Origin of the sequence: Paenibacillus sp. J22TS3, from assembly GCF_018403205.1 — a bacterium.
In the GTDB taxonomy this organism is placed as follows: Bacteria; Bacillota; Bacilli; order Paenibacillales; family Paenibacillaceae; genus Fontibacillus; species Fontibacillus tuaregi.
The window spans coordinates 79,870-101,384 of record NZ_BOSF01000008.1; the positions used below are offsets into that span (position 1 = coordinate 79,870).

A 21,515-nucleotide genomic window follows, 5' to 3' on the forward strand; every position below is an offset into this window, starting at 1 on the left:
CTATGGTATGATGGTTAACAATGGAACAAGTACATTGACCTAAAAACTATTTAGTCAAAACCGCTCTGTTTTTTCTTATTAAGAACGGTTCTACACATCCTAGGTACCAGTACCATTTATTTACATTCGCAAAAACAGCTTGGGATTTACAAAATAATCAGACCGCCATTAGTAAAATAGGGTGAATTGGTCCGCAGTACGACATCTTTTTTAAATGCAGTTCGCTATAATGGATTTAACTGAAGTGGGTATATGATCTGTAGTTTCCTTTCAAACTTGTATAGGTAAATTCCAGTAAAGGGTAAACCTGTTGAAAAGCAGGGGCACAAAGTCTCAGATCTAAGGTAGGGATACTAGGATGGCTGGACTGCCTGGGGACACTCGAATAATCTTAGGAGGAGATTTTTTGGACAAGTCCGCCCAGGTGATTGTGGAGAAGACTCGATTCACAGCGATGGATTTGGAATGGGTCAGATTAATACGCAGTGCGAAGGAAGCGGGGGTTTCAGCAGAGGAAGTGAGAAGCTTCTTGAGGATGAAACGGCAGGCTGAGAAGATAAGAATAAATATAAGGTAGCTATATAAAATGAACTTATGAAAGTTACCCTATTCGGTCGCTGCGATGCCGAGTGTTCTTTAAGGCCGCTGTTGTCTCCGAAATGCTTGAACTAGATATCAGTGGGGCATTTCGGAGACAAAGGCGGACGCTTCGCTTTTTCAGAATCATTCGTCCTCTCCGCTGAGATCGGTTCATTCTAAAGTTCATTTTATATAAAAAAGGAGAAGAACCTTCCATACGATAAGCTTATATAGCTTATAAGTATGGAAGGTTCTTTTTCTGCTCCCTGCTACACAGAGCTTCCAGACTGTATGGATGATCCGGCAGCCGGCTTCAGTGCACCCGTGACAAGCTTTCCCTTGGAGGTGTTGTATTCCAGCCGCAAGCTTCGGCTGCCGATCAAGGTAACGGCAAGCAGTGAGATTCCTGAGACTGCCGGAAGGTAGTATGCGGGAATCCAGTCCAGCAGCACGCCATATAAAATGGTTCCGAGCGGAGCAATGGCGCCCGCCATCGTCTCAATAATGCCAAATACACGTCCCCGGTACTCCGGGTCAATAGTGGTCTGGAACAACACCTGAAGAGGGATGTTGATATAAATAATGACTACACCGATAAGCATCATGAGACCAATGTAATAGAAATAAGCCAGACTCTTGCCGAAGTAAGGCAGATAGGGCAGTGACATGGCGGCAATGAGCACCGACAGCAGGATCAGTCCTCTTAGCAGAGGAGACAGTGGATTAACCGTATTCTTGCGGACGGACAGGATGGCTGCCATGACCAGCATGCCTGCCGCAAATGAAGCATCGACAACGCCATATTCCCTGGATTCCATACCGAGGGAATGCACCATAATGTAGGGAAGCGTTACACCAATTGCACTGGCAAAGAAGTTGACCCAGAAGCAGATGAGCAGAAGCGACCATAGGAATCCATGCTTTCTGACATAGCCGAAGCCTCCAGCCAGACTTCCAACCAATTGGGATGCCAGAGAACCCGAAGGTCTTGCGTCATCTGTTGGTTGTGCGGAGGCTTCGCTGGCTTGAGAGCCGGAGCGGAACCTGAGCGCATAGCCCATGCAGGATGAAATGAATAAGCCCGCGGCATTCATCAGCATGAAGGTATCCAAGGAGACAAATGCGAAGAGGAAACCTCCGCAAACCGGTCCCAGGATATTCCCGATGGAGGTGGCCATCTGGTTCATGGAGCCGGCCTTCTGTATGCTTCGTTCTTCCACCAGCATAAGCAGCGAGGAGGAGATGGTAATGCTGTAGAAGCTTGAGCATACGGACAACAGGATCAGCGTTGCGTAAATCCAGGGCACAGACGGGCCGTTGACCGCTACGGCGAAGAATCCCAGCAGCATGACGGCAACACTAGCCAGATCTGAGCCGATAATTAATTTGCGGCGGTTAAGTCGGTCAGCCAGAACTCCAGCGACAGGCCCCAGAATAATACGCGGCAGCATGCCGCAGATTAGGGTAACGGCGAATTGGCTGCCTGAACCCGTTAGCTTCAAAATATACAATCCACATATAAACGTGTACATGCTTGCGCCCAGCAGGGAGAAGAGCTTGCCTGAGAACATGAGAGTTATGTTGCGAATATCCTCCCGCGGCACTTTGGAAGTCTGATCCATGAACTATTCACCTCATCTAGAAAGTTAAATTAAATTAAACTAATTATATGCAATAAATTTCCTGCTTGCAATAGCTGAGTTAAGTACAGTTTAACTTTTATTTTGAGTTCGTCTCTTTTCCTTCCTGTCCGGTTAAGATATACTTGGATTTATAAATCAGGATGAGGATGAACGGCATGACTAAAATTGGAGAACGTATCAAGCACCTGCGCAAGCAGCTCGGCATGACCCAGACCGAACTGGCGGGAGAGCATATGACCAAGAGCATGCTGAGCCAAATTGAGAACGGCAAGGCGATGCCGTCCATGCGGACGCTCCGCTATTTAGCCGAGCAGCTAGGCCAGGATGCGGGGTATTTCCTCGGCGAAGATGACGGGCAGGGGATCTCGGAGCTTGTCCGTGAGCTGGAGACGGATATGAAACATAAGGAGTACGCCGAGATTGTCCGGAAGGTGCAGCCCCTTCTTGAAGGCAAACTGCCTATGACTTTGGATGTGGCCCGCATGATGGAGTATTATGCAGAGGCCTGTTTTCATACGGTTCATAGTGGCGGGGAAGAGGCGATCAGGAAGGCCGTGGACATCTATGAACGCTTTGGACTGTTTGTTGAAAGTGCCAAAGTAAAATATATGAACTATGCGCATCTGTTCTCCCACGGTAAATATGGTTCTTCTCTGGATTTGATCCGGGAAGTGCGGCGCGAATATGAACAGAAGAAGATTGGAAAGGATACGCTGTTCGAGCTTGAGCTGTATTACGCCGAAGCAGTCTCTTTGTCCGCACTGGGTATGAACGAGGAGAGCAGGGACGTGATGCTGGCAGCTCTTACCCTGTCCAAAGAGCAGGAAGTGTACTATTTGACGGAGCACTTCCTGCGAATGCTGGGCAATAACTACTATGAGAGCGGCGATAAGGAGAAATCGAACGAATATAGAAGGAAAGCGAAGCTCTACGCGGAGGCCACAGATAACAAGGTAACGCTAGCTTACATTGAGATGAGTGAAGCAAGGATTCATAACCGGGAAGGCCGTTATGCACAGGCCTTGGAACTTATCGAGAAGGTTGCCGATCTTCAGCAGAAGAAAAGCGCCAATTACTGGATGGAGCTTGGGATTTACTACTATAATACCGGTCATGATGAGGAAGCCTGGGACGCCTTTGGCCGGGTCGTTATGCCTGAGACAGCCTATCACCCGCTGGATCGGTCCAACCTGTATGCGGCTGATGCTTACATGGCCCGGCTTTCTGCGAAGCGCGGCCTTATGTCTGATGCTGCTAAGCTGTCTGCCAGAGCTTATGAACGGGTACGCAATTTCCCTCTTAATTATTCGAAGAATTTCATAGAGGAAACCTACCGTTTATTCCACAAGTCCGAATAAAAGCCAATAGAGTGAGGAAGAATTTCTCACGCTTTATTAAGCAGCCAATTTCGGCGAATTTTGTAATCTTTTAACGATTCCGGCCGGAGGGATTTATGATAGAATAGATGAAGTCTACATTTTGCCATGAAAGGAGCGATAGTACGTGCGCATTACGAACCTGCATCATTTCTCAGAGAATCACTCCTACTGCGTATATCGCGACTTCGGTCTTGGCACCGTGGACGGAGTGATGTTAAGCCAGGTCTATCAGCCTATGGTGGGCGCGCTGGCGGTCTCTCTTTATCAGCTGCTCTGCCAACAGGTGCCGCTTGAGAAAGTCGGTTATTCCCCTGTAGAGCAGCAGCGCCGCTTGTTCCTTACCCTGGGCCTCGAACCCAGCGAGAAGGGGCGCAAGCTGCTGATCGAAATGGCTTCAAAGCTTGAAGCTGTGGGACTTCTGCAGACGAGCCGGATTTATCTCCCTGAGAATGATGACTATCTGTATGAGTATGAACTGGAGGCCCCATTGTCTCCTGCCGAGTTCTTCAAGACCCAGCATCTGACCCTGCTGCTTCGTGACAAGATCGGCAAATTTGCCGTGCTGTCCCTTCAGGAACAGCTGTGGAGCCGCGAAAACAATGAACTTGCCGGACGTTCGATGAACAAAGAGAACATCTCGGTGCCTTTTTATGAAATATTCGAGTTAAATGCCCATTCGATTGACTATGAGCTGGAGCAGGCTATTGCGGAGGTCTCTATATCCAGACAACCTGGAATCCGGCTGGCCGAAACAGACAGCTTCAATTATGCGGACATTATTCTCCGATTCCCTAGAGATTCAGCTAACCGGGCTTATGTAGAAGCCCTGCGCTATAATGTCGAGCAGCTGGGTACCATTAACTATATTGCCCATAAATACGAACTTTCTGTTCAGGATCTGTGCCGGCTTCTTGATGAAGACGGTGTATTCGGTCCGGATGGAACTGTCGTGCAGGAGCAGTTGGAGCACGCGGCAAGCCTGTCCTTCCGCCAGGTGAAGAAGCGCAAGGAAGAGCGTCAGCTTCAGGGCGGCAAAGTGATCTCACTTAGGCAGCATGATTCTGCCGCAGCGACAGAGCCTCCGCTTGAACATGCGGTTCAGATGGAGTACTACGTTGAAGTACCTCCGCAGTTCCTCGCCAAGTGTGACATTCATCAATACAATATGATGCTGAGAAATGAGCCTTATACCCGGCTGCTTAAGACGTTCTTCCCGGGTTCGGTCCCTGACAATCTGCTTGATATCTTCGAGAATATCGATTTGAATTACAAACTGCCAAGCGAAGTCATTAATGTGCTCATTCACTATCTTATGAATCTTCTCACCACGGGTGGTGAGCAGCGGATCAACCGTAATTTTGTCAATGCTATTGCCTCTAATATGTTGATGAAGCAGGTGGATACATATGAGAAGGCAGTTCAATATATCCGGGAGCAGGCAAAGGTTAAGGTGAAGAACGAGTCTGCGTCCACTGCGTCAGGCGTGCGCCCAAGATCTTACAGCCGGAATGCCAAGCTGAAACCGGAAATTCCTATTGTTCAGAGTACCCTGCCTGAAGCGGAAGCGGCAGTAACGGAAGAAGAGTTCGCCGAGCTGATTAAGATGGCTGAAATAATGCAGGCGAACAAGAAGAATGGTTATTAATCCCGGAATAGAATGAAGAAGGTGAGAACATGGAGTCTTTGGGGGAAATGCTTCAGCAAATGAAAAGTCCGCAGTTTCGGCAGCGGTCCGAACAGATTCTGCAGGATTTGTTGAACGATCCGATTATCCAGGAGCTGCGTTCCCGCCATCCTGAAATCAGTGACGGGCAGCTCACGCTGAATGTCAGCAAGCTGTATCAATATGTGAAGGACAGTCGTCACTGCGAGGCTTGTCCGGGGCTTGACCTGTGCCCTAATGACTTTCAGGGTCACTTCACCCGCCTAACCGTAGAGAACGTTGCGGGAAGTCCACGGCTGTATGACCGCCAGGTTCCTTGTCCCAAGCAGCTTGCCCGGGAACGTGAAATTCAGGTGAAGAAGCGAATCCGCAGCTTCTATGTGGATGAGCGGGCGCTGCAGGATGGTTATGACATGGTTGAGATCATGTCCAAGGACAGCATGCGGTCACCGGCTGTTGCTCAGGTGTTCCGGTATATTAACGAGACCCGGGAGAACGGGCTTGGTGTGCAAGGCCTTTATTTGGTAGGCCATTTTGGCACCGGCAAGACCTTCCTGATGACTTACATGCTTCATGAGCTGGCCAAGGCGGGCTATTCCGGGGTCATCGTATATATGCCGGAATTCGTGGAAGATCTCAAATCCATGCTCCAGGACAGCCAGAAGCTGAAGGAGACGGTGGAGATCATGAAGGAAGCCGATCTGCTGATCTTTGATGATATTGGGGCTGAGAACTTGAACCCATGGGTACGGGACCATGTCATGGGGGCGATTTTGAATTACCGGATGAACCGCAAGCCGACCTTTTATACGTCCAATTATGATCTCAAGGCACTGGAGAAGCATTTAAGCTTCACCAGCAAGGATGGGGAAGAAGCGCATAAGGGCCAGCGGCTGATGGACCGGATTGCCCCGTTCGTGGATGTGGTGCCGGTTAACGGGACGAATAAGCGCGGCAGCCGCAAATAAGATTATATTTAATTATTGTCATATTTTTGTAGCCGGTATTAGCGGCTGCTGACAGGGAGCCTGATCTCTTCTCACCGGAAGAGGCAGGCTTTTTTGGTGTCTTATTTTACAGAAATGACACGATTCCTTGAAGGACACCCGATATAATGAGGTCAATCAAGCGGTTAAAGGCGCTATGCCTTGTACGCTTAAAGGGTAATTTAAAGGTATAGTATAGTTCTAAACTTACGGAGGATATACATGATGAATAATAATAGTTGGATTCGTATTATGCTGACTTTAGCTGTAACGGTTTCGGTTGCCGGGTGCTCGGGTCAATCCGCATCAGATTCCAAGGGGCAGGCGCCGCAGCAGACGGCAGCACCCAATTCCAGCACGTCGGCACAGAACAATGGGACAGGTGGAGGACAGGTTTCTGGTGAGACGCAGTTACCAGCGGATACGGGAAAGACGGACGGAGCCAAAACGGACGGTGCCAAAAATGTCAAGTCCACCCGCGCTCAGATTCAGGCGCGACTGGCCGGTTTCAAGCTGATTGACAATAAGACACTCTTCGCCTGGGGTTCTGCCTCCAAGGGGTCACTCCGCATCTATCGGTCAGAGGATGGCGGCAAGAACTGGACCGATATCAGCCCCTCTCCCTCCATTTCAGCAGAAGGAAATGACAGAGATATCTTCGCCGCAGCGGATAAGCAGCATCTGCTGCTGTTCCCTTCCTCTGAGAAGAACGGATTCCGCGGAGTAATGTATTCAAGCGACGGGGGAAACACATGGAAGAAGGGGCCGGATCTTAAGGAAATGATGGCTGGTGAGACGGCTTTTATCTCCGGAACCCGTGGATATCTGTTGACCGAGACGGATGCCGCCATGGGACATTCCGGCAAAGTGTTCTACAAGACAACGGACGGAGGAGCCACCTGGCTTAAGGTTATGGACAATGCCTCCACAAGTCTGGGGGCTGAAGAGGAAGCCAAGCGCGGGCTTCTGCCTCAGTATGGCTTCACCGGGTACGGAGTGTCGTTCCGGGATGGGAAGCATGGCTGGGTTCCGCTCCAATCCCGTGAAGGAGTGCCGCACTTGGCTCGCACCCGTGACGGGGGCGTAACCTGGAAGCTTGTAGACTTGTCCAAGGCCGCGGATTGGGAGGGCGGAAATCCGCAAATTACGTCCGCACCTTCATTCTTCGGCAAGGACCGGAAGGTTGGCTGGATGCCGGTTCAAGTAAATAAGGATAACAAGATAGATATCGGCGGCTTCCGCACGACCGATGGCGGAGAGAGCTGGAGCTATGTTTCCTTTGAGCCTGGAATTCCAAGCACGGAAAGACCTGGAGTCCCGGTCTTTGTCTCCGCACAGATGGGCTGGTTCTGGAATGGGACGCAGCTGCTTCACACGGCGGATGGTGCTAAGAGTTGGCAGAATCTTAAGGTCAACTCCGTACTTACAGATACGCTGGCTTCCATGCCTGAGCTGAGAACGATACAGTTCACAGACAGTATGCATGGCTGGATATTGGCAGCCTCTGCTGACAATTTGCATTCCCGGCTGCTTAAGACGGAGGATGGCGGGAGAACTTGGGCTGTGATGTAGGATACAGATACCAGGGGGACAACTGTATAACATGAGAATGCTCAAAATGAATGGCCAAGGATAAGGGAAGGGAAATCTCCCGGACTTCCCGGTTCGTGAGGTTTGCCGAGTTGGAGCAAATGCTGAGCCGGTATGAGCGGGAACTGGAGTTTTGAGCACTACAACAACAAACACCTTCCATGATAACGGATACAAATCATGGAAGGTGTTTGTTGTTGATAAAATTAAAGGTTCAATCCGCTTAGCTGGCGATGAATTTCCAGATAACCATGCCGAAGAAAATGACAAACATCAGCACGAACATACCCGTGAATCCGAACATCAAATCGCCAAAGTCATTGCGGGGTTCTTCGTTAATATGCTGCCGCGGGTCGTTCACGCGAATTGGGGTCTCCATGGCGCCGGGGCCTCCTCGTCAAAAATAATCCATAAAATTAGTCATAGACAAAACGGATTTGGGTTATTATTAGTATAACCAAACGCGAAAACATTTGTAAAGACAAGAGGGCTCTTACTGTTTTCCATTTACTAAAAAAATGTGGTATACTTGATTTGTCGTCTATATGGGGCTGAAATTCCCATATAATCGCAATCATTTCAAACATAATTATGTGTAAACATAAGGAGGAGATATACATGGCTATCGTTAATGTTTCTGATCAATCCTTCAGCAGTGAAGTGGAAGGTCAGGGAACTGTCCTTGTTGATTTCTGGGCGCCTTGGTGCGGTCCTTGCAAAATGCTTGCTCCGATTCTGGATGAGCTGGCAACTGAAGTAGACGTTAAGATTGCAAAAGTAAACGTGGACGAGAATCCTGAGTCGGCTTCCCGTTTTGGCGTAATGAGCATTCCGACGCTGATCTTCTTCAAAGACGGCCAGCCGGTCGATAAAGTGGTTGGATTGAACTCCAAAGAATCACTCAAAAACTTGCTTGCAAAACACCAGTAATCGGATCTTTTTGTAAGCCAGGACGCCTCCGGTATCACCCGGGGGCGTTTTCTGCGTTGGGATAGCGGACTTACTGCTTCCTACTAACTAGAATTCACGCGGGAGAGGAGTGAAATGCGTGGACGACTACATCCAGGAATGGAATGAGCAGGAGAAGGCGATGGAAGCGATCAATCATAAGCTTGCCCTGCTTCCTGACCTTCCAGGCTGTTATTTAATGAAGAATAAAGAAGGTACAATCATCTATGTCGGCAAAGCCAAAGTGCTCAAGAACCGTGTCCGCTCTTACTTCAGAGGGAGTCATGATGGGAAGACACAGCGGCTTGTGACCGAGATACGTGATTTTGAATATATCGTAACGGCAAGCAACATGGAGGCACTGATTCTGGAGTGCAACCTGATTAAGAAGCACATGCCGCGTTATAATGTCCTGCTCAAGGACGATAAGACCTTTCCATATATCAAAATAACGAACGAAACCCATCCGCGTCTGGAGGTCACCCGGCGGATTCTCAAGGATAAAGCCAAGTACTTCGGTCCTTATCCAAACGGGTATGCGGCTCAGCAGACCAAGAAGCTGCTGGACCGGATGTATCCGCTGCGCAAATGCAATGTAATGCCTAAGGAAGTATGCCTGTACTATCATATGGGCCAATGTCTGGCGCCTTGTGTTCAGGAGGTTCCGCAATCTTCCTATGATGAGATTACCCAGGAAATTACCCGTTTTCTCAGCGGTGGTCATGAGGAGATCAAGAAGGAGCTCCGCCGCAAGATGGAAGAAGCTGCGGAGGATTTGTACTTTGAGCGGGCCAAAGAGCTGCGCGACCAGATCACGAACATTGACGCCTTGATGGAAAAGCAGAAGATTTCGATGGCCGATTCCAGAGACCGCGATGTGTTCGGTTTTGCGGTAGACAAGGGCTGGATGTGTGTGCAGATCCTGTATATGCGTCAGGGTAAAATGATCGAGCGGCACGCGTCTATCTTCCCGTTCTACGGGGAGCCGTACAGTGATTTTCTCTCTTTCGTGACTCAGTACTACAGTGATAATCCAGCGCTGCCGCAGGAGATTCTGCTACCGGGTATGCAGGAGGAGAAGACTAGCGTTGATGGCTCGACGGAAGACACAAAGACTGCTTCGGCAGAAGATAGCAGCAGCTTAGAAGCCGCTCAGGCTGATGACGGTGGGGCAGAGAGCAGCGAGGCTCCTCAGGAAGGCCAGCGGACCTGGATCTCAGCCGAGGTGCTCGCCGATAAGCTGGCCCAGGAGGATGCGGCCGAGGCTGAAGCGGGCGGTGCCGTGAATGGCGAGCAGGAGAAGATTATCCCAACTCAGGCGGATGAGCTTGAACCTGTAGACGCTGAGCGTGCGGCTTCAGGAATGTCGGACGCGGTTAGCGGAGCGGCTTCGCTTCAGGAATGGCTCGGCATTAAGGTGCATATTCCCCAGCGCGGCCTGAAGAAGCAGATGGTCGATATGGGCATCCAGAATGCGAAGGTTGCTCTGGATGAGAAGTTCCGGTTGATCGAACGGAACGAGGAGCGCACTTCCAAAGCTTCCGAAAGCTTGGGCAGCTGGATCGGACTATCTTCCCTGCGCCGGATTGAGGCGTTTGACAACTCCAATATCCAGGGGGCTAACCCGGTATCCGCGATGGTGGTGTTCACCGACGGGAAGCCGGACAAGAAGGAGTACCGGAAGTATAAGGTTAGGACGGTACAAGGCCCGGACGACTATGAGACCATGCGCGAGGTCATCCGCAGAAGATACGAACGTGTGCTGAAGGAGAATCTTCCGCTTCCGGATCTCGTTATTGTGGATGGCGGTAAGGGGCAGATCTCCGCGGCGGTGGATATTTTGGAGAATGAGCTGGGGTTATTCATTCCTGTAGGCGGCCTTGTGAAAGATACGAAGCATAAGACTGCCCAGCTGATGATTGGAGACCCGCCGGAACCGATCGCGCTTCCAAGAGACAGCCAGGAATTCTATTTGCTGCAGCGGATTCAAGACGAGGTCCACCGGTTCGCGATCAGCTTCCACCGGGAGCAGAGGGGCAAGTCGATGGTGACTTCCCGTCTCGATTCCATTCCGGGAATCGGTGAGAAGCGCCGTAAGGCGCTGCTCAAGCATTTTGGCTCATTAAAGAAGATTAAGGAAGCTTCCGTTGAAGATTTCCGGCCATTATCTATAGGTGATAAGCTTGCAAGGCAGATTATTGCCGCTTTGCGGGATGAAGAAGAGACCATGACACCCTAGGGAAGAGCCACGGCTTCTTCCCTAGTCTTGGATTTAGATGAAGAACAGTAGTCATATTCATGTACCGGATTAAGAGAGGTTCATCAGTGCCGGGTACGAGTGTTGGGGAGCGCGAAGCTCCCAGCGCGTGGTGTGGTGTTGCGTTGCATTCCTCGGAGAGGGGCAGAACACCATCCAAACGGGGATTCCTTGTTAAATGCCAAAGGGGCTGTGCCAGGTCTTTATGACCGGAGCACAGCCCCTTTTTCTCGATGGAGCACTAATATTATTGGAAGAATTACAGATGTAAGGACCGCGGTGCGCCGCGTCTTTGGTAAAATACATAAATCAGGTATCCGACCACAGCTGGCAGGATAATATATAGAACTCCAACCGCGATATTGGAGACTTGCCCCATCATAATCAGGCTGAGCCCCATTAGAATGCTGTCAAATATAATGTGGGCGAACATAACCGTGATGAAGCCGCGGCGCAGGAAGATGAAGCTGAATAGGAGTCCGATAAAGGCCAGCTCAATGGGCCTGGAAACAACCGGGTAAATTGGATACAGGGTATGCCCGAAAGCCCAGATCAGTGAAGAGATTAAGGCGGCTATCCAGGTGCTGCGGAATATCTTTTTCAGCATCGGAATTCCAAACAGACGGTACACAGCTTCCTCACCGATCCCTGCTGTCCAAGCCACCAGGGGAAACAGCCACGGGTACAGCATGTTATAAGTGGACTGTGTGGCATCTGTGGTGGACCAAGAATGAATACTGCTTTCGAGTGCCACGAAGATGACGGATTGGGCCCCCAGGATCACGAACGCCCAGGCGTAGCCGTCTATCATGGAGTTGAGCACGTGGCTGCCGTACTTAGGCTCACGGGGGTGCACCCACATGGAATAACCCAGCTTGCGCCACAGCCCGTCTCCTGCGACTAGTGAGAAGTACACGGATGCGGAGACCATGATCGTGAACAAGCATTGAACGGTCAGCAGCACGGCAAGTGCAGTTTTGGACAGGTGCTGGGCCTGCAGGACCGGCATTAGATTAATGACGGAGATTACATTAACCGCAAAGTAGAAAACCGAAAGGAACGCACCTCTTTTAAAAGAAGCAAAGGGCCGGGTGCGGGCACTGTACACGATGGCAAGAATACCAAGCACAAAAGAGAGCAGGGCATAACCGCCAAAATAGAGCCAGTTGGCCAGCCGCTTCTGGGCACTAACGTAAGCTTCATGGGATTCAGGTATGCTAAAAGCGGACTCCAAGGAGGCGACTTGACCATATTCATACTGGAAGCGAAGCTCGGCCTGAGCCTCACCGATCTTGTAATCCTTAATCTTGTAGGTTAAGCCCGGATCAGTTTCAGTGCTGATCAGAACCAGCTCACGCGCCCGGTAGCCCATTTGTTCCAGAAAAGGGATGGCCAGCTTCTGCTTGTCCGCCAATGACAGATTGCCTTCAAGCTGACGAAGCGTCTGTGCGGCGGTTGCGGCATTATGCTCAAGAAGCACACTGCGGTCTTTCCGGGAATACAGCTGTACAGCCTCAAAGCCCGTAACCTTACCGCTCGTCATATGAACATCCACATTGAGCAGCTTCATAAAGGAAGCTGGATTCTCGAAGCTAACGCGGTAGACGTCATAAGGAAACTGTTTTTCATATTTAGTGTTATAGTTGGTCAGCAGGCCTGATTTGGATAAGTACCCGTATAAATCGGAGTCCGACTCATAGGTGACCAGAGGTTTGCCCGCCTCCTGCAGGCCGCTCAGACCCAGTGCATCGGCAGCAAATTGCTCTGCCGCCAAGGCGGCTTGGTCTTTGCTGATCAGCTGGCCGCCAGGTTCCTGCTGGCCATTTTGAGAGTTCGTAAGCGGCAGCACCTGAATGTACAAGAAGATGGCGAGTCCTATCACCGCCATAATCCATAGTGCCTTATTATTGGTTGGCAGCTTCAATGCTGGCCCTTCGGCTTTCATAAGTATGCTCCTTTGGTTTATATTAGTATGTATATAATTTTGAGATTCTGAACTCAAGTAAAGATAACATAATTGCAATTCTTAATGAAGAGGTGAAAAGATTGAGGTACAGGCTGCCTAAGTTCTCCCCTCCCCAAATTCTAGTGCTTGGCTTCGCTGCTATTATTATGCTTGGCACCTTGCTGCTTATGCTGCCTATTTCAAATGTGGGTGGCAAATCACTGGAATTTATCAATGCGCTCTTTACGGCGACTTCGGCGACCTGTGTTACTGGCCTGGTCGTAAGAGACACGGGGCTTGATTTCACTACCTTTGGCCAGGTAGTCATCATGGTTCTTATTCAGGTGGGCGGACTCGGGTTTATGACCATGGCGACCCTGTTCTCCATGGTATTCAAACGTAAAATTTCATTGAAAGACCGCCTTCTGCTCCAAGAGGCGATGAACCAGAATACGATGGAGGGGATTGTCCGGCTGATCCGCAAGGTGCTGACTTACTCGATCGTTATTGAGTTGTGTGCCGCGGTTATTTACAGCATCCGCTGGGCGTTTGACATGCCGCTGGGCCGTGCGGTCTATTATGGCCTGTTTCATGCGGTATCCATGTTCAACAATGCGGGTTTTGACTTGTTCGGGGGTTACCGGAGCCTAACGATGTTCGTTGATGATCCGGTGGTTAACCTGGTTACGATGTTTCTTATCGTATCCGGGGGTATTGGTTTCATTGTAATTTCAGATTTAGCAGGCTTCCGCAAAAACCGCAAGAAATGGAAGCTGTCCCTTCATTCCAAGGTTGTTCTCTCCATGACTGCCGCACTTATTGTGCTTGGAACGATTGTCATATTTATTTTCGAGTTTACGAATTCGAAGACACTTGAGCCCCTCGGGTGGGGCGGCAAAATTTGGGGTTCCCTGTTCCAATCCGTTACACCAAGAACGGCAGGGGCCAATACGCTGGATATTGGCTCATTAAGACAGGCTACACAGTTCTTTATTATTATATTAATGTTTATCGGAGCTTCACCGGGCTCCACCGGAGGCGGAATCAAGACGACCACCTTTACGATTCTTGTTGGTGCGGTGCTGTCGATGATCCGTGGAAGGGAAGAGGTCGTGCTGTACCGCTACCGTCTGGCCCAGGAGCGGATTCATAAGGCCATTACGGTGACGATGTTTGCGCTCTTCTTCATTATCGCGGTCACCATGGTGCTGACCGCTACGGAGGATGCCAGCTTTCTAAGCATCCTGTTCGAAACGACTTCGGCATTTGGAACCGTAGGACTTTCCATGGGAATTACGGGTAAGCTGACGGTGCTGGGCAAGGTGCTGATTTCTCTGACGATGTTTGCCGGCAGGCTTGGACTGCTGACTATGGCTTATGCGCTCGGGCCAAAGAAAGAGAAGGAGCTGTACCGCCACCCTGAAGGGAAAATGATTATCGGGTAAGGAGATGCAGAACTACATATGGAAAATCAACAGTTTGTAGTGATTGGACTTGGCCGGTTCGGCTCAAGCCTGGCAAGGGAACTGGTGGACCTCGGATATGAGGTGCTTGGGGTGGACCGGAACGAAGAAGTGGTATACAACATGAGTGAGGTTCTGACCCACACGGTTGTTGCGGATGCGACGGATGAGGAGATGTTAAGGTCCTTAGGCATCCGCAATTTCGACTGTGGTATCGTTGCGATCGGCGATGACATTCAGATGAGCATTCTAGCGACCATTCTCCTGAAGGAAATGGGAATTAAGACGGTCGTGTCCAAAGCCATCTCCACCCTGCATGGCCGGGCGCTTGAGAAGCTTGGAGTGGACAAGGTGGTCTATCCGGAGAGGGACATGGGGGTCCGGATCGCTCATCAGCTTGTCAATCCGAATCTTGTGGACTATATTGAGCTGTCCAAGGATTACAGCATTGTCGAGTTGAAGGTGCCCCGTACTCTGGACGGGAAGACCTTAAACGAGCTGAATGCCAGGGCAAGATTCGGCTGCAGTGTCGTGGCGATCCAGAGGGAGAGCGGCTGCATTATTGCGCCGACAGCCATGGATCAGATCCACACGGGGGATATCATGGTGATCATCGGTTCCAATGAGAACATTGAGGAATTCGAGCAGTCGGTTAACAGCGAGGACTAGGTTCTTCTGCCGGTGCGCAGATTTCGTATGAGTCACACGGACAGCGCACCGGAGAGAGCTTTTTTCATTTCATCGATCCACTGCCGGGTTTCGCTGGACAGGTCGGTCTTCTGACCAAAGATCAGACAGGTCCTTCTCCGTGTCTGCTCCAGTTCCTTCATCGGAATGGTAACCACTTCATTCTTGTCAAGCAGGGGGGTTCGGAGATACGATTTAGGAAGCAGGGCCGCAGCTTTGCAGGTGGGAAGCAGCCGGACAATCGCTTCGAACGAGTCAATTTCCATCCGGATATCCGGAATGACGTTATATCTTGCGAACAGATCATCAATAACCCGCCGATACCAAGTGCCCTTGGAGAAAATAATCATCGGCTGCAGATTCAGATCCTCCATTGTAATACGCTTCACCTGAAGCAGGTCATGCTGGCTTGGAACCACAAGCTCCAGGTGGTCCTCGAACAAGGGAATGCACAGCAGACCGGGTTCATCAATAGAAGAGGCGACGACACCGAAGTCGACCTTCTTGTCGCGCACATGGGAGACAATCTCATGGGTTTTGCCTGTGACGAGCTTAAGCTCCGTATCCGGGTACTTGTTCATGAGCGCTTTAACAAGAGGCGGCAGTGTGGTCTGAATGGTGGTCAGGCTGGCGCCCAGCGTCAGCACGCTCCGCTCGGCCTGCTTGTATCTGGAGATGGACTGCAGGAACTGCAGGTGCCTCTGACGCTGCTCCAGCGCGTAGGTGTACACCAGCTGCCCTGTGCGGGTGAGCTCCAGCCGCTTGCCGTTGCGGTTGAAGAGCTTGACCCCAAGCTCTTCCTCCAGCTTGGATATTTTGCGGGACAAGGCAGGCTGGGACAGGTTCAGCAGCTTTGAAGCTTTATTCAGGCTGGATTGTTCCACCACAGTGATATAGACAAGCAGATCATCGTACAACAAAACTCCTCCTTATGCGTTATTTGCATAACATTTAATAATTATATTGCAATTCCATTATAAGTTCAAAAGGAGTAACATAAAAACTGACACAAGTTGTTCACATGGAATCGGTCAGTCATAGGTACTGCCGCTTACAAGTGTGGAATGTATCATTTACAAACCGGCCAGAGGGCATGATGAACATGCGCCATGAACGGACAACGATGGATACCGGAAAGGGGTACGCGCAATTATGAAAGGGTTTTATTCCAGAAAACTGCACTCGCTGCTGGGTGTCATTCCGTTAGGATTCTTCATTCTGGAACACATGCTTACAAATTTCTCCGCTGTAGAGGGCGGGGCGCAGGGGTTCAAGGATAGTGTTGCTTTCCTGAACGGGCTGCCACTCGTGTTGATTCTTGAGATTTTTGGTATTTTCCTGCCGCTATTGTATCATGCGGTCTACGGGCTTTACATTGCGTTTCAAGCGAAGCCAAATAACGGAAGATTCCGGAACGAACGGAACCTGCGTTATCTTCTTCAGCGTGTGACGGGTGTCATTGTTCTAGTATTTGTCATTTGGCATCTTTACGAGACCCGCTTTCAGGTGGCGGTCGGAAATGTGACTCACGAACAGCTCGGAAGTGTTATGCACGACATTGTGCTTAACCCGGTATTCTTTATTTTGTATGTAATTGGTGTTTTGTCTGCATCGTTCCACTTTGCCAACGGCCTGTGGTCTTTCCTTGTCAGCTGGGGGGTAACCGTTGGACCTCGTGCCCAGCGTGTGTCTTCCAAGATCTGCATGGGTCTGTTTGTGATCGTATCAATTATGTTCGTATGGTCGCTCTTTGCATTCCGTAATGCGGAATTCCAGGCGGGCGGCGAAGCTATGCTTCAGACCCTGAGAACATTCATCGGATAAATAAGGAGTGACGATAGATTATGGCTAAACAAAGTATTGTCATTGTCGGCGGCGGTCTTGCCGGCTTGATGGCTACCATTAAAGCGGCGGAAGCAGGCGTTCATGTAACTCTGTTCTCGCTTGTACCCGTCAAACGGTCACACTCCGTCTGCGCACAAGGTGGAATTAACGGAGCGGTAAATACCAAAGGGGAGGGTGACTCGCCTTGGGAGCACTTTGATGACACCGTGTATGGCGGTGACTTTCTGGCGAATCAGCCGCCGGTTAAGGCGATGTGCGAAGCCGCGCCTGGCATTATCCACTTGATGGACCGGATGGGTGTAATGTTCAACCGGACACCGGAAGGTCTGCTTGATTTCCGCCGGTTCGGGGGAACGAAGCGCCACCGTACAGCATTTGCGGGCGCTACTACCGGACAGCAGCTGCTGTACGCCCTCGATGAGCAGGTGCGCCGTTATGAAGCCGCTGGTCTCGTAACGAAGCATGAGAACTGGGAGTTCCTTTCGGCTGTCATTGATGATGAAGGCGTATGCCGGGGGATTTGCGCACAGGATCTCCGCTCCATGGAGATTAAGACCTTTATGTCGGATGCGGTGATTCTGGCAACCGGTGGTCCCGGGATTATCTTTGGTAAAACCACGAACTCTGTTATCAATACGGGTACGGCAGCGAGTGCTGTATACCAGCAGGGCGTGTATTATGCGAACGGTGAATTCATTCAGATTCACCCGACGGCGATTCCAGGGGATGACAAGCTTCGCCTGATGTCCGAATCCGCACGTGGTGAGGGCGGACGTATCTGGACTTACAAAGACGGGAAGCCTTGGTATTTCCTTGAGGAAAAATATCCGGCTTACGGAAACCTGGTTCCGCGTGATATCGCGACCCGTGAGATCTTCCACGTCTGTGTGGACGAGAAGCTTGGAATTAACGGCGAGAACATGGTATATCTTGACCTTTCCCACAAAGACCCGAAGGAGCTTGATGTTAAGCTCGGCGGTATCATTGAAATCTATGAGAAATTCATGGGTGATGATCCGCGTAAGATTCCGATGAAGATCTTCCCTGCGGTCCACTATTCCATGGGCGGCATGTGGGTCGATTACAACCAAATGACAAACATTCCAGGCCTGTTCGCAGCTGGTGAATGTGAGTATCAGTACCACGGGGCCAACCGTCTGGGGGCGAACTCACTTGTGTCCGCGATCTTTGGCGGGATGCAGGCCGGACCGAAGGCCGTTGAATATATCCGCGGGCTGAAGAAGTCCGCCGAGGATGTAAGTCCTTCGGTATACGACGGCGTCAAGAAGCAGCAGGAAGACAAATACAAGAAGATACTTGGCATGAGCGGTTCAGAGAACGCTTATGTCATTCATAAAGAGCTTGGCGAGTGGATGACCGATAATATGACGGTTGTACGCTACAACAGCAAGCTGGAAGCTACAATCAATAAGATCAAGGAACTGAAAGAACGCTATAAGAACATTAACATCAATGATGTTTCCAACTGGAACAACAGCGGAGCGGCGTTTACCCGTCAGCTGTGGAACATGCTTGAGCTGGCCGAGGCTATGACACTTGGAGCGCTCCTGCGCAACGAGAGCCGCGGTGCACATTACAAGCCGGATTTCCCTAATCGTAACGACGAGGAATTCTTGAAGACTACGAAAGCTGCATGGACGCCGGAAGGACCGCAAATCTCTTATGAAGACGTGGATGTCTCCTTAATCCCGCCGCGCGTTCGAGACTATTCTAAGGATTAATAGGAGGGGAAATAGGCGATGGCGCAGACAACAGCAGCAAAAAAAGTGAAGTTTATAATCACACGCCAAGATCAGCCGGACTCGGCTTCCTACACCGAGGAGTTCGAGTTACCGTACCGTCCTGGCATGAACGTAATTAGTGCGCTGATGGAAATTCAGCGTAACCCGGTGAACAACAGCGGGAAGCAGACGACCCCGGTATGTTGGGAATCCAACTGTCTGGAAGAAGTGTGCGGTGCCTGCTCCATGGTGATCAACGGCAAGCCGCGCCAAGCTTGTGCGGCGCTGATTGACAAGCTGGAACAGCCGATCCGGGTTGAACCTATGAAGACCTTCCCGGTCGTTCGCGACCTGGTTATTGACCGCAGCCGGATGTTCAATGCCTTAAAACGTGTGAAGGCATGGATTCCGATTGACGGAACTTATGATCTCGGACCAGGGCCGCGGATGCCTGAGAAGAAGCGGCAATGGGCATACGAGCTGTCCAAGTGTATGACTTGCGGCGTATGTCTTGAAGCTTGCCCGAACGTAAATGAGAAGACGAACTTTATCGGTCCGGCTGCGATCTCGCAGGTTCGTTTGTTCAATGCTCACCCAACGGGTGAGATGAACAAGGAAGAGCGTCTTGAAGCGTTGATGGAGGATGGCGGCATTGAGGGCTGCGGGAACTCGCAGAACTGTGTGCGTTCCTGTCCGAAGGGCATTCCGCTTACAACTTCCATTGCGGAAATGAACAAACAGACAACCAAACACATGTTCAAACGCTGGCTCAGCGTATAAGAATAAGAGAATTATAGCGGTACAGGGGAAGCTCCTGTGCCGCTATTTTTGTGCTCAATTAGGGAGATGCGGACACTTTAGTTATGTGATGAGGGCTGACAGATTGCTATTGTGCGGGCAGCATGCCGGGTATTTAAGATTTTCCAGTTAATTCCGATATAAATAAAAGGTATGCCTTTAGGTGGAAGTAAGAAATACATACGTACTCCCAGGAGAGAAAATGCTTGTGATAGGGGGATCATACCTTGAGGTTAAAGCTGGCCCATCTGTTGACCGCCTTGACTTTGGTGGTTTTGCTGTTGATGGCTCAGGGCGCTCTGGCTCCCGTTGATAATTATGTTCAGGACAAGATCATGCAGCAGCGTGGAAGCACCGATACCCGAATTGTTATTATCGGTATGGATGACCAAAGCCTTCATGAGCTGGGGCAGTGGCCGTGGAACCGCAGTGTTCACGCCCAGCTCATTGATACGTTGTCTCAAGGCAAGCCCGCGGTTATTGCATTTGACGTGACCTTTGCAGAGAATGCCAGGGACCCCTCTGGGGATGAGCAGCTGGTGAAATCTGTGAGGAAATCTGGCAACGTGGTTATGCCCACGTTTGGGCAGTTCGCCTCATCTGCCAAGAGGGGCATACCGGAGGCACAGAATATGTCAGCCCCTTTTCCCTCGCTTGGACAGGCTGCGGCCGCACTTGGGCACATCAATGCGGTTTATGACAATGATCAGGTGGTCCGCAAGTCGCTGTATCAATTCACCTACCAGGGAAAAGTTCAAAGCAGTTTCGCGTGGGAGATCTACCGGATGTACATGCGGCATGAAGGACAGCAAGCAGATGAGGGCATCCTGCCGCTGGATCCATTCGGAAGATTTCATATTCCGTACACGGGAAGACCGGGTGATTATGAGGTAATTCCTTATGCCTCAGTAATTCACGGTGAGGTTCCTCCTGACTATTTCAAAGACCGGATTGTATTGATTGGTCCTTATGCAGCAGGTTTCAAGGATGATTACGCAACTCCGCTTGCCCCCAAGCTTCATATGTACGGTGTGGAGATACACGCTAACATTATTCAGGCCCTTCTGGATGGGAAGCTAAAAACTGAATTGGATTGGAAATGGGACGCCGCCCTGCTTCTGATCTTTGCCGTGTGCAGTTGTATTTTGTTCAGCAGAGCTCATCCGGCCATCTCGCTCGGTGCTGTGACAGCTGCCTTGGCAGCTATCCTATATGCCGGCAAGTTACTGTATGCCCAGGGGGTGATTGTCTCAGTCGGATATCTGATGGTCTACCTTATTGTCAGTTTGATATGTGCGGTAGGCTTTAAATATATTCAGGAGAGGCTTGAGCGTAAGCGGGTTACTCATATTTTTGGCCGTTATGTTGCGCCGCAGGTTGTGAAGCAGATTCTGCAGAATGGGGAAGAAGGCTTAAAGCTTGGCGGCAGCCGCCGTATTCTCACGGTATTGTTCGTCGATATCCGGGGATTCACTCCCCTGTCCGAACGGGCGGAGCCGGAAGACATTGTGGAAGTGCTGAATGAGTATCTTGATTTAACGGCGAATTGTATTTTTGAGCAGGATGGGACTTTGGATAAGTTCATTGGTGATGCGGCAATGGCGATTTTTAATGCACCTCTGGAACAGGAGGATCATGCGATGAGAGCGGTCCGCGCGGCCTGGATGATGAAGGAAAAGGCAGCGGGGCTCCGGGATAAGCTGATCAGCAAGTATGGTTTCAGTATACAGTTCGGGATTGGGGTTCATACCGGGCCTGCGGTGTTTGGAAATATTGGGTCCAAGACCCGGATGGATTATACCGCTATAGGGGACAGTGTGAATACAGCTGCCAGGCTTGAAGGAGCGGCAGAGCCGGGACAAATTCTGCTCAGTGAAACTACCTATCAAGCTGTGCGGGATCGGGTTCACGCTGCTGGCCTCGGTGAAATCAAGGTGAAGGGCAAGGAGCAAAGACTTCAGATTTATGAGTTGGAGGGTCTTCGTTGAAA

17 protein-coding genes and 1 riboswitch are annotated in these 21,515 nt (G+C 50.5%); of the genes, 13 read left to right on the plus strand and 4 right to left on the minus strand.

Annotated features, from left to right (window positions below; translation table 11 throughout):
• Window positions 1-290 precede the first annotated feature (290 nt).
• Window positions 291-375, plus strand: a riboswitch (cyclic di-GMP riboswitch).
• A gap of 31 nt (window positions 376-406) precedes the next feature.
• Window positions 407-577 (plus strand): anti-repressor SinI family protein, encoded by a 171-nt coding sequence (locus KJS63_RS21625; RefSeq protein WP_244862719.1) that lies wholly within the window; start codon window positions 407-409, stop codon window positions 575-577.
• 271 nt (window positions 578-848) lie between these two features.
• On the opposite strand, the gene KJS63_RS21630 is transcribed toward KJS63_RS21625, so the two are convergent.
• Window positions 849-2,201, minus strand: a complete 1,353-nt coding sequence (locus tag KJS63_RS21630) for an MFS transporter (RefSeq protein ID WP_213621022.1) — start codon at window positions 2,199-2,201, stop codon at window positions 849-851.
• A 176-nt stretch (window positions 2,202-2,377) separates the two neighbouring features.
• Between KJS63_RS21630 and KJS63_RS21635 the strand changes: the two genes are divergently transcribed.
• The 4 genes from KJS63_RS21635 (at window position 2,378) to KJS63_RS21650 (ending at window position 7,822) form a co-directional block, all read left to right on the plus strand.
• Window positions 2,378-3,580 carry a helix-turn-helix domain-containing protein gene (locus KJS63_RS21635; RefSeq protein ID WP_213621023.1) on the plus strand — a complete coding sequence of 401 codons (1,203 nt, stop codon included), beginning with the start codon at window positions 2,378-2,380 and terminating at the stop codon, window positions 3,578-3,580.
• A 145-nt stretch (window positions 3,581-3,725) separates the two neighbouring features.
• Entirely contained in the window at window positions 3,726-5,246 is a 1,521-nt protein-coding gene (locus tag KJS63_RS21640; RefSeq protein WP_213621024.1) for a replication initiation and membrane attachment family protein, read from the plus strand.
• A 29-nt stretch (window positions 5,247-5,275) separates the two neighbouring features.
• The gene (gene dnaI / locus KJS63_RS21645) at window positions 5,276-6,232 is read left to right on the plus strand and encodes a primosomal protein DnaI (RefSeq protein ID WP_213621025.1); all 957 of its coding nucleotides are present in this window, start codon (window positions 5,276-5,278) and stop codon (window positions 6,230-6,232) included.
• A gap of 240 nt (window positions 6,233-6,472) precedes the next feature.
• Window positions 6,473-7,822 carry a WD40/YVTN/BNR-like repeat-containing protein gene (locus tag KJS63_RS21650; protein WP_213621026.1) on the plus strand — a complete coding sequence of 450 codons (1,350 nt, stop codon included), beginning with the start codon at window positions 6,473-6,475 and terminating at the stop codon, window positions 7,820-7,822.
• Between the two features lie 241 nt (window positions 7,823-8,063).
• Here KJS63_RS21650 and KJS63_RS21655 read toward each other — a convergent pair whose 3' ends face one another.
• Complete coding sequence (locus KJS63_RS21655; RefSeq protein WP_089153570.1) at window positions 8,064-8,219, minus strand: YqzM family protein; 156 nt, start codon at window positions 8,217-8,219, stop codon at window positions 8,064-8,066.
• Between the two features lie 239 nt (window positions 8,220-8,458).
• On the opposite strand from KJS63_RS21655, the gene trxA reads away from it, so the two are divergent.
• Window positions 8,459-8,770 carry a thioredoxin gene (gene trxA, locus KJS63_RS21660; protein ID WP_068620092.1) on the plus strand — a complete coding sequence of 104 codons (312 nt, stop codon included), beginning with the start codon at window positions 8,459-8,461 and terminating at the stop codon, window positions 8,768-8,770.
• A gap of 160 nt (window positions 8,771-8,930) precedes the next feature.
• Window positions 8,931-11,027 (plus strand): excinuclease ABC subunit UvrC, encoded by a 2,097-nt coding sequence (gene uvrC, locus KJS63_RS21665; RefSeq protein WP_213621127.1) that lies wholly within the window; start codon window positions 8,931-8,933, stop codon window positions 11,025-11,027.
• Window positions 11,028-11,304: 277 nt separating this feature from the next.
• Here uvrC and KJS63_RS21670 read toward each other — a convergent pair whose 3' ends face one another.
• Window positions 11,305-12,990: a CPBP family intramembrane glutamic endopeptidase gene (locus KJS63_RS21670; protein ID WP_213621027.1), complete on the minus strand. Its 1,686-nt coding sequence runs from the start codon at window positions 12,988-12,990 to the stop codon at window positions 11,305-11,307.
• Between the two features lie 101 nt (window positions 12,991-13,091).
• On the opposite strand from KJS63_RS21670, the gene KJS63_RS21675 reads away from it, so the two are divergent.
• Both KJS63_RS21675 and KJS63_RS21680 read left to right on the plus strand, forming a co-directional pair.
• Window positions 13,092-14,435 (plus strand): TrkH family potassium uptake protein, encoded by a 1,344-nt coding sequence (locus KJS63_RS21675; protein ID WP_244862720.1) that lies wholly within the window; start codon window positions 13,092-13,094, stop codon window positions 14,433-14,435.
• 18 nt (window positions 14,436-14,453) lie between these two features.
• Window positions 14,454-15,122: a potassium channel family protein gene (locus KJS63_RS21680; RefSeq protein ID WP_213621028.1), complete on the plus strand. Its 669-nt coding sequence runs from the start codon at window positions 14,454-14,456 to the stop codon at window positions 15,120-15,122.
• Between the two features lie 32 nt (window positions 15,123-15,154).
• Here the strand turns inward: KJS63_RS21680 and KJS63_RS21685 are convergent, their stop codons facing one another.
• Window positions 15,155-16,057 (minus strand): LysR family transcriptional regulator, encoded by a 903-nt coding sequence (locus KJS63_RS21685; RefSeq protein ID WP_068620087.1) that lies wholly within the window; start codon window positions 16,055-16,057, stop codon window positions 15,155-15,157.
• Window positions 16,058-16,292: 235 nt separating this feature from the next.
• On the opposite strand from KJS63_RS21685, the gene KJS63_RS21690 reads away from it, so the two are divergent.
• The 4 genes from KJS63_RS21690 (at window position 16,293) to KJS63_RS21705 (ending at window position 21,513) form a co-directional block, all read left to right on the plus strand.
• Window positions 16,293-16,964: a succinate dehydrogenase cytochrome b558 subunit gene (locus KJS63_RS21690; protein ID WP_068620086.1), complete on the plus strand. Its 672-nt coding sequence runs from the start codon at window positions 16,293-16,295 to the stop codon at window positions 16,962-16,964.
• A 20-nt stretch (window positions 16,965-16,984) separates the two neighbouring features.
• Entirely contained in the window at window positions 16,985-18,727 is a 1,743-nt protein-coding gene (sdhA, locus tag KJS63_RS21695; RefSeq protein WP_213621029.1) for a succinate dehydrogenase flavoprotein subunit, read from the plus strand.
• A gap of 18 nt (window positions 18,728-18,745) precedes the next feature.
• Window positions 18,746-19,507, plus strand: coding sequence for a succinate dehydrogenase iron-sulfur subunit (gene sdhB / locus KJS63_RS21700; protein WP_068620084.1), 762 nt, complete (start codon window positions 18,746-18,748; stop codon window positions 19,505-19,507).
• A gap of 245 nt (window positions 19,508-19,752) precedes the next feature.
• Complete coding sequence (locus KJS63_RS21705; RefSeq protein ID WP_213621030.1) at window positions 19,753-21,513, plus strand: CHASE2 domain-containing protein; 1,761 nt, start codon at window positions 19,753-19,755, stop codon at window positions 21,511-21,513.
• Window positions 21,514-21,515 lie beyond the last annotated feature (2 nt).

What these genes read in the sequence shown, in the direction of transcription:
- uvrC (WP_213621127.1), top strand. Translation starts at nt 8,931, where the DNA reads ATGGAAGCGATCAATCATAAGCTTGCCCTGCTTCCTGACCTTCCAGGC.
- KJS63_RS21655 (WP_089153570.1), bottom strand. Translation starts at nt 8,219, where the DNA reads ATGGAGACCCCAATTCGCGTGAACGACCCGCGGCAGCATATTAACGAA.
- KJS63_RS21635 (WP_213621023.1), top strand. Translation starts at nt 2,378, where the DNA reads ATGACTAAAATTGGAGAACGTATCAAGCACCTGCGCAAGCAGCTCGGC.
- KJS63_RS21670 (WP_213621027.1), bottom strand. Translation starts at nt 12,990, where the DNA reads ATGAAAGCCGAAGGGCCAGCATTGAAGCTGCCAACCAATAATAAGGCA.
- KJS63_RS21630 (WP_213621022.1), bottom strand. Translation starts at nt 2,201, where the DNA reads ATGGATCAGACTTCCAAAGTGCCGCGGGAGGATATTCGCAACATAACT.
- sdhB (WP_068620084.1), top strand. Translation starts at nt 18,746, where the DNA reads ATGGCGCAGACAACAGCAGCAAAAAAAGTGAAGTTTATAATCACACGC.
- trxA (WP_068620092.1), top strand. Translation starts at nt 8,459, where the DNA reads ATGGCTATCGTTAATGTTTCTGATCAATCCTTCAGCAGTGAAGTGGAA.
- KJS63_RS21690 (WP_068620086.1), top strand. Translation starts at nt 16,293, where the DNA reads ATGAAAGGGTTTTATTCCAGAAAACTGCACTCGCTGCTGGGTGTCATT.
- sdhA (WP_213621029.1), top strand. Translation starts at nt 16,985, where the DNA reads ATGGCTAAACAAAGTATTGTCATTGTCGGCGGCGGTCTTGCCGGCTTG.
- KJS63_RS21680 (WP_213621028.1), top strand. Translation starts at nt 14,454, where the DNA reads ATGGAAAATCAACAGTTTGTAGTGATTGGACTTGGCCGGTTCGGCTCA.
- KJS63_RS21650 (WP_213621026.1), top strand. Translation starts at nt 6,473, where the DNA reads ATGATGAATAATAATAGTTGGATTCGTATTATGCTGACTTTAGCTGTA.
- dnaI (WP_213621025.1), top strand. Translation starts at nt 5,276, where the DNA reads ATGGAGTCTTTGGGGGAAATGCTTCAGCAAATGAAAAGTCCGCAGTTT.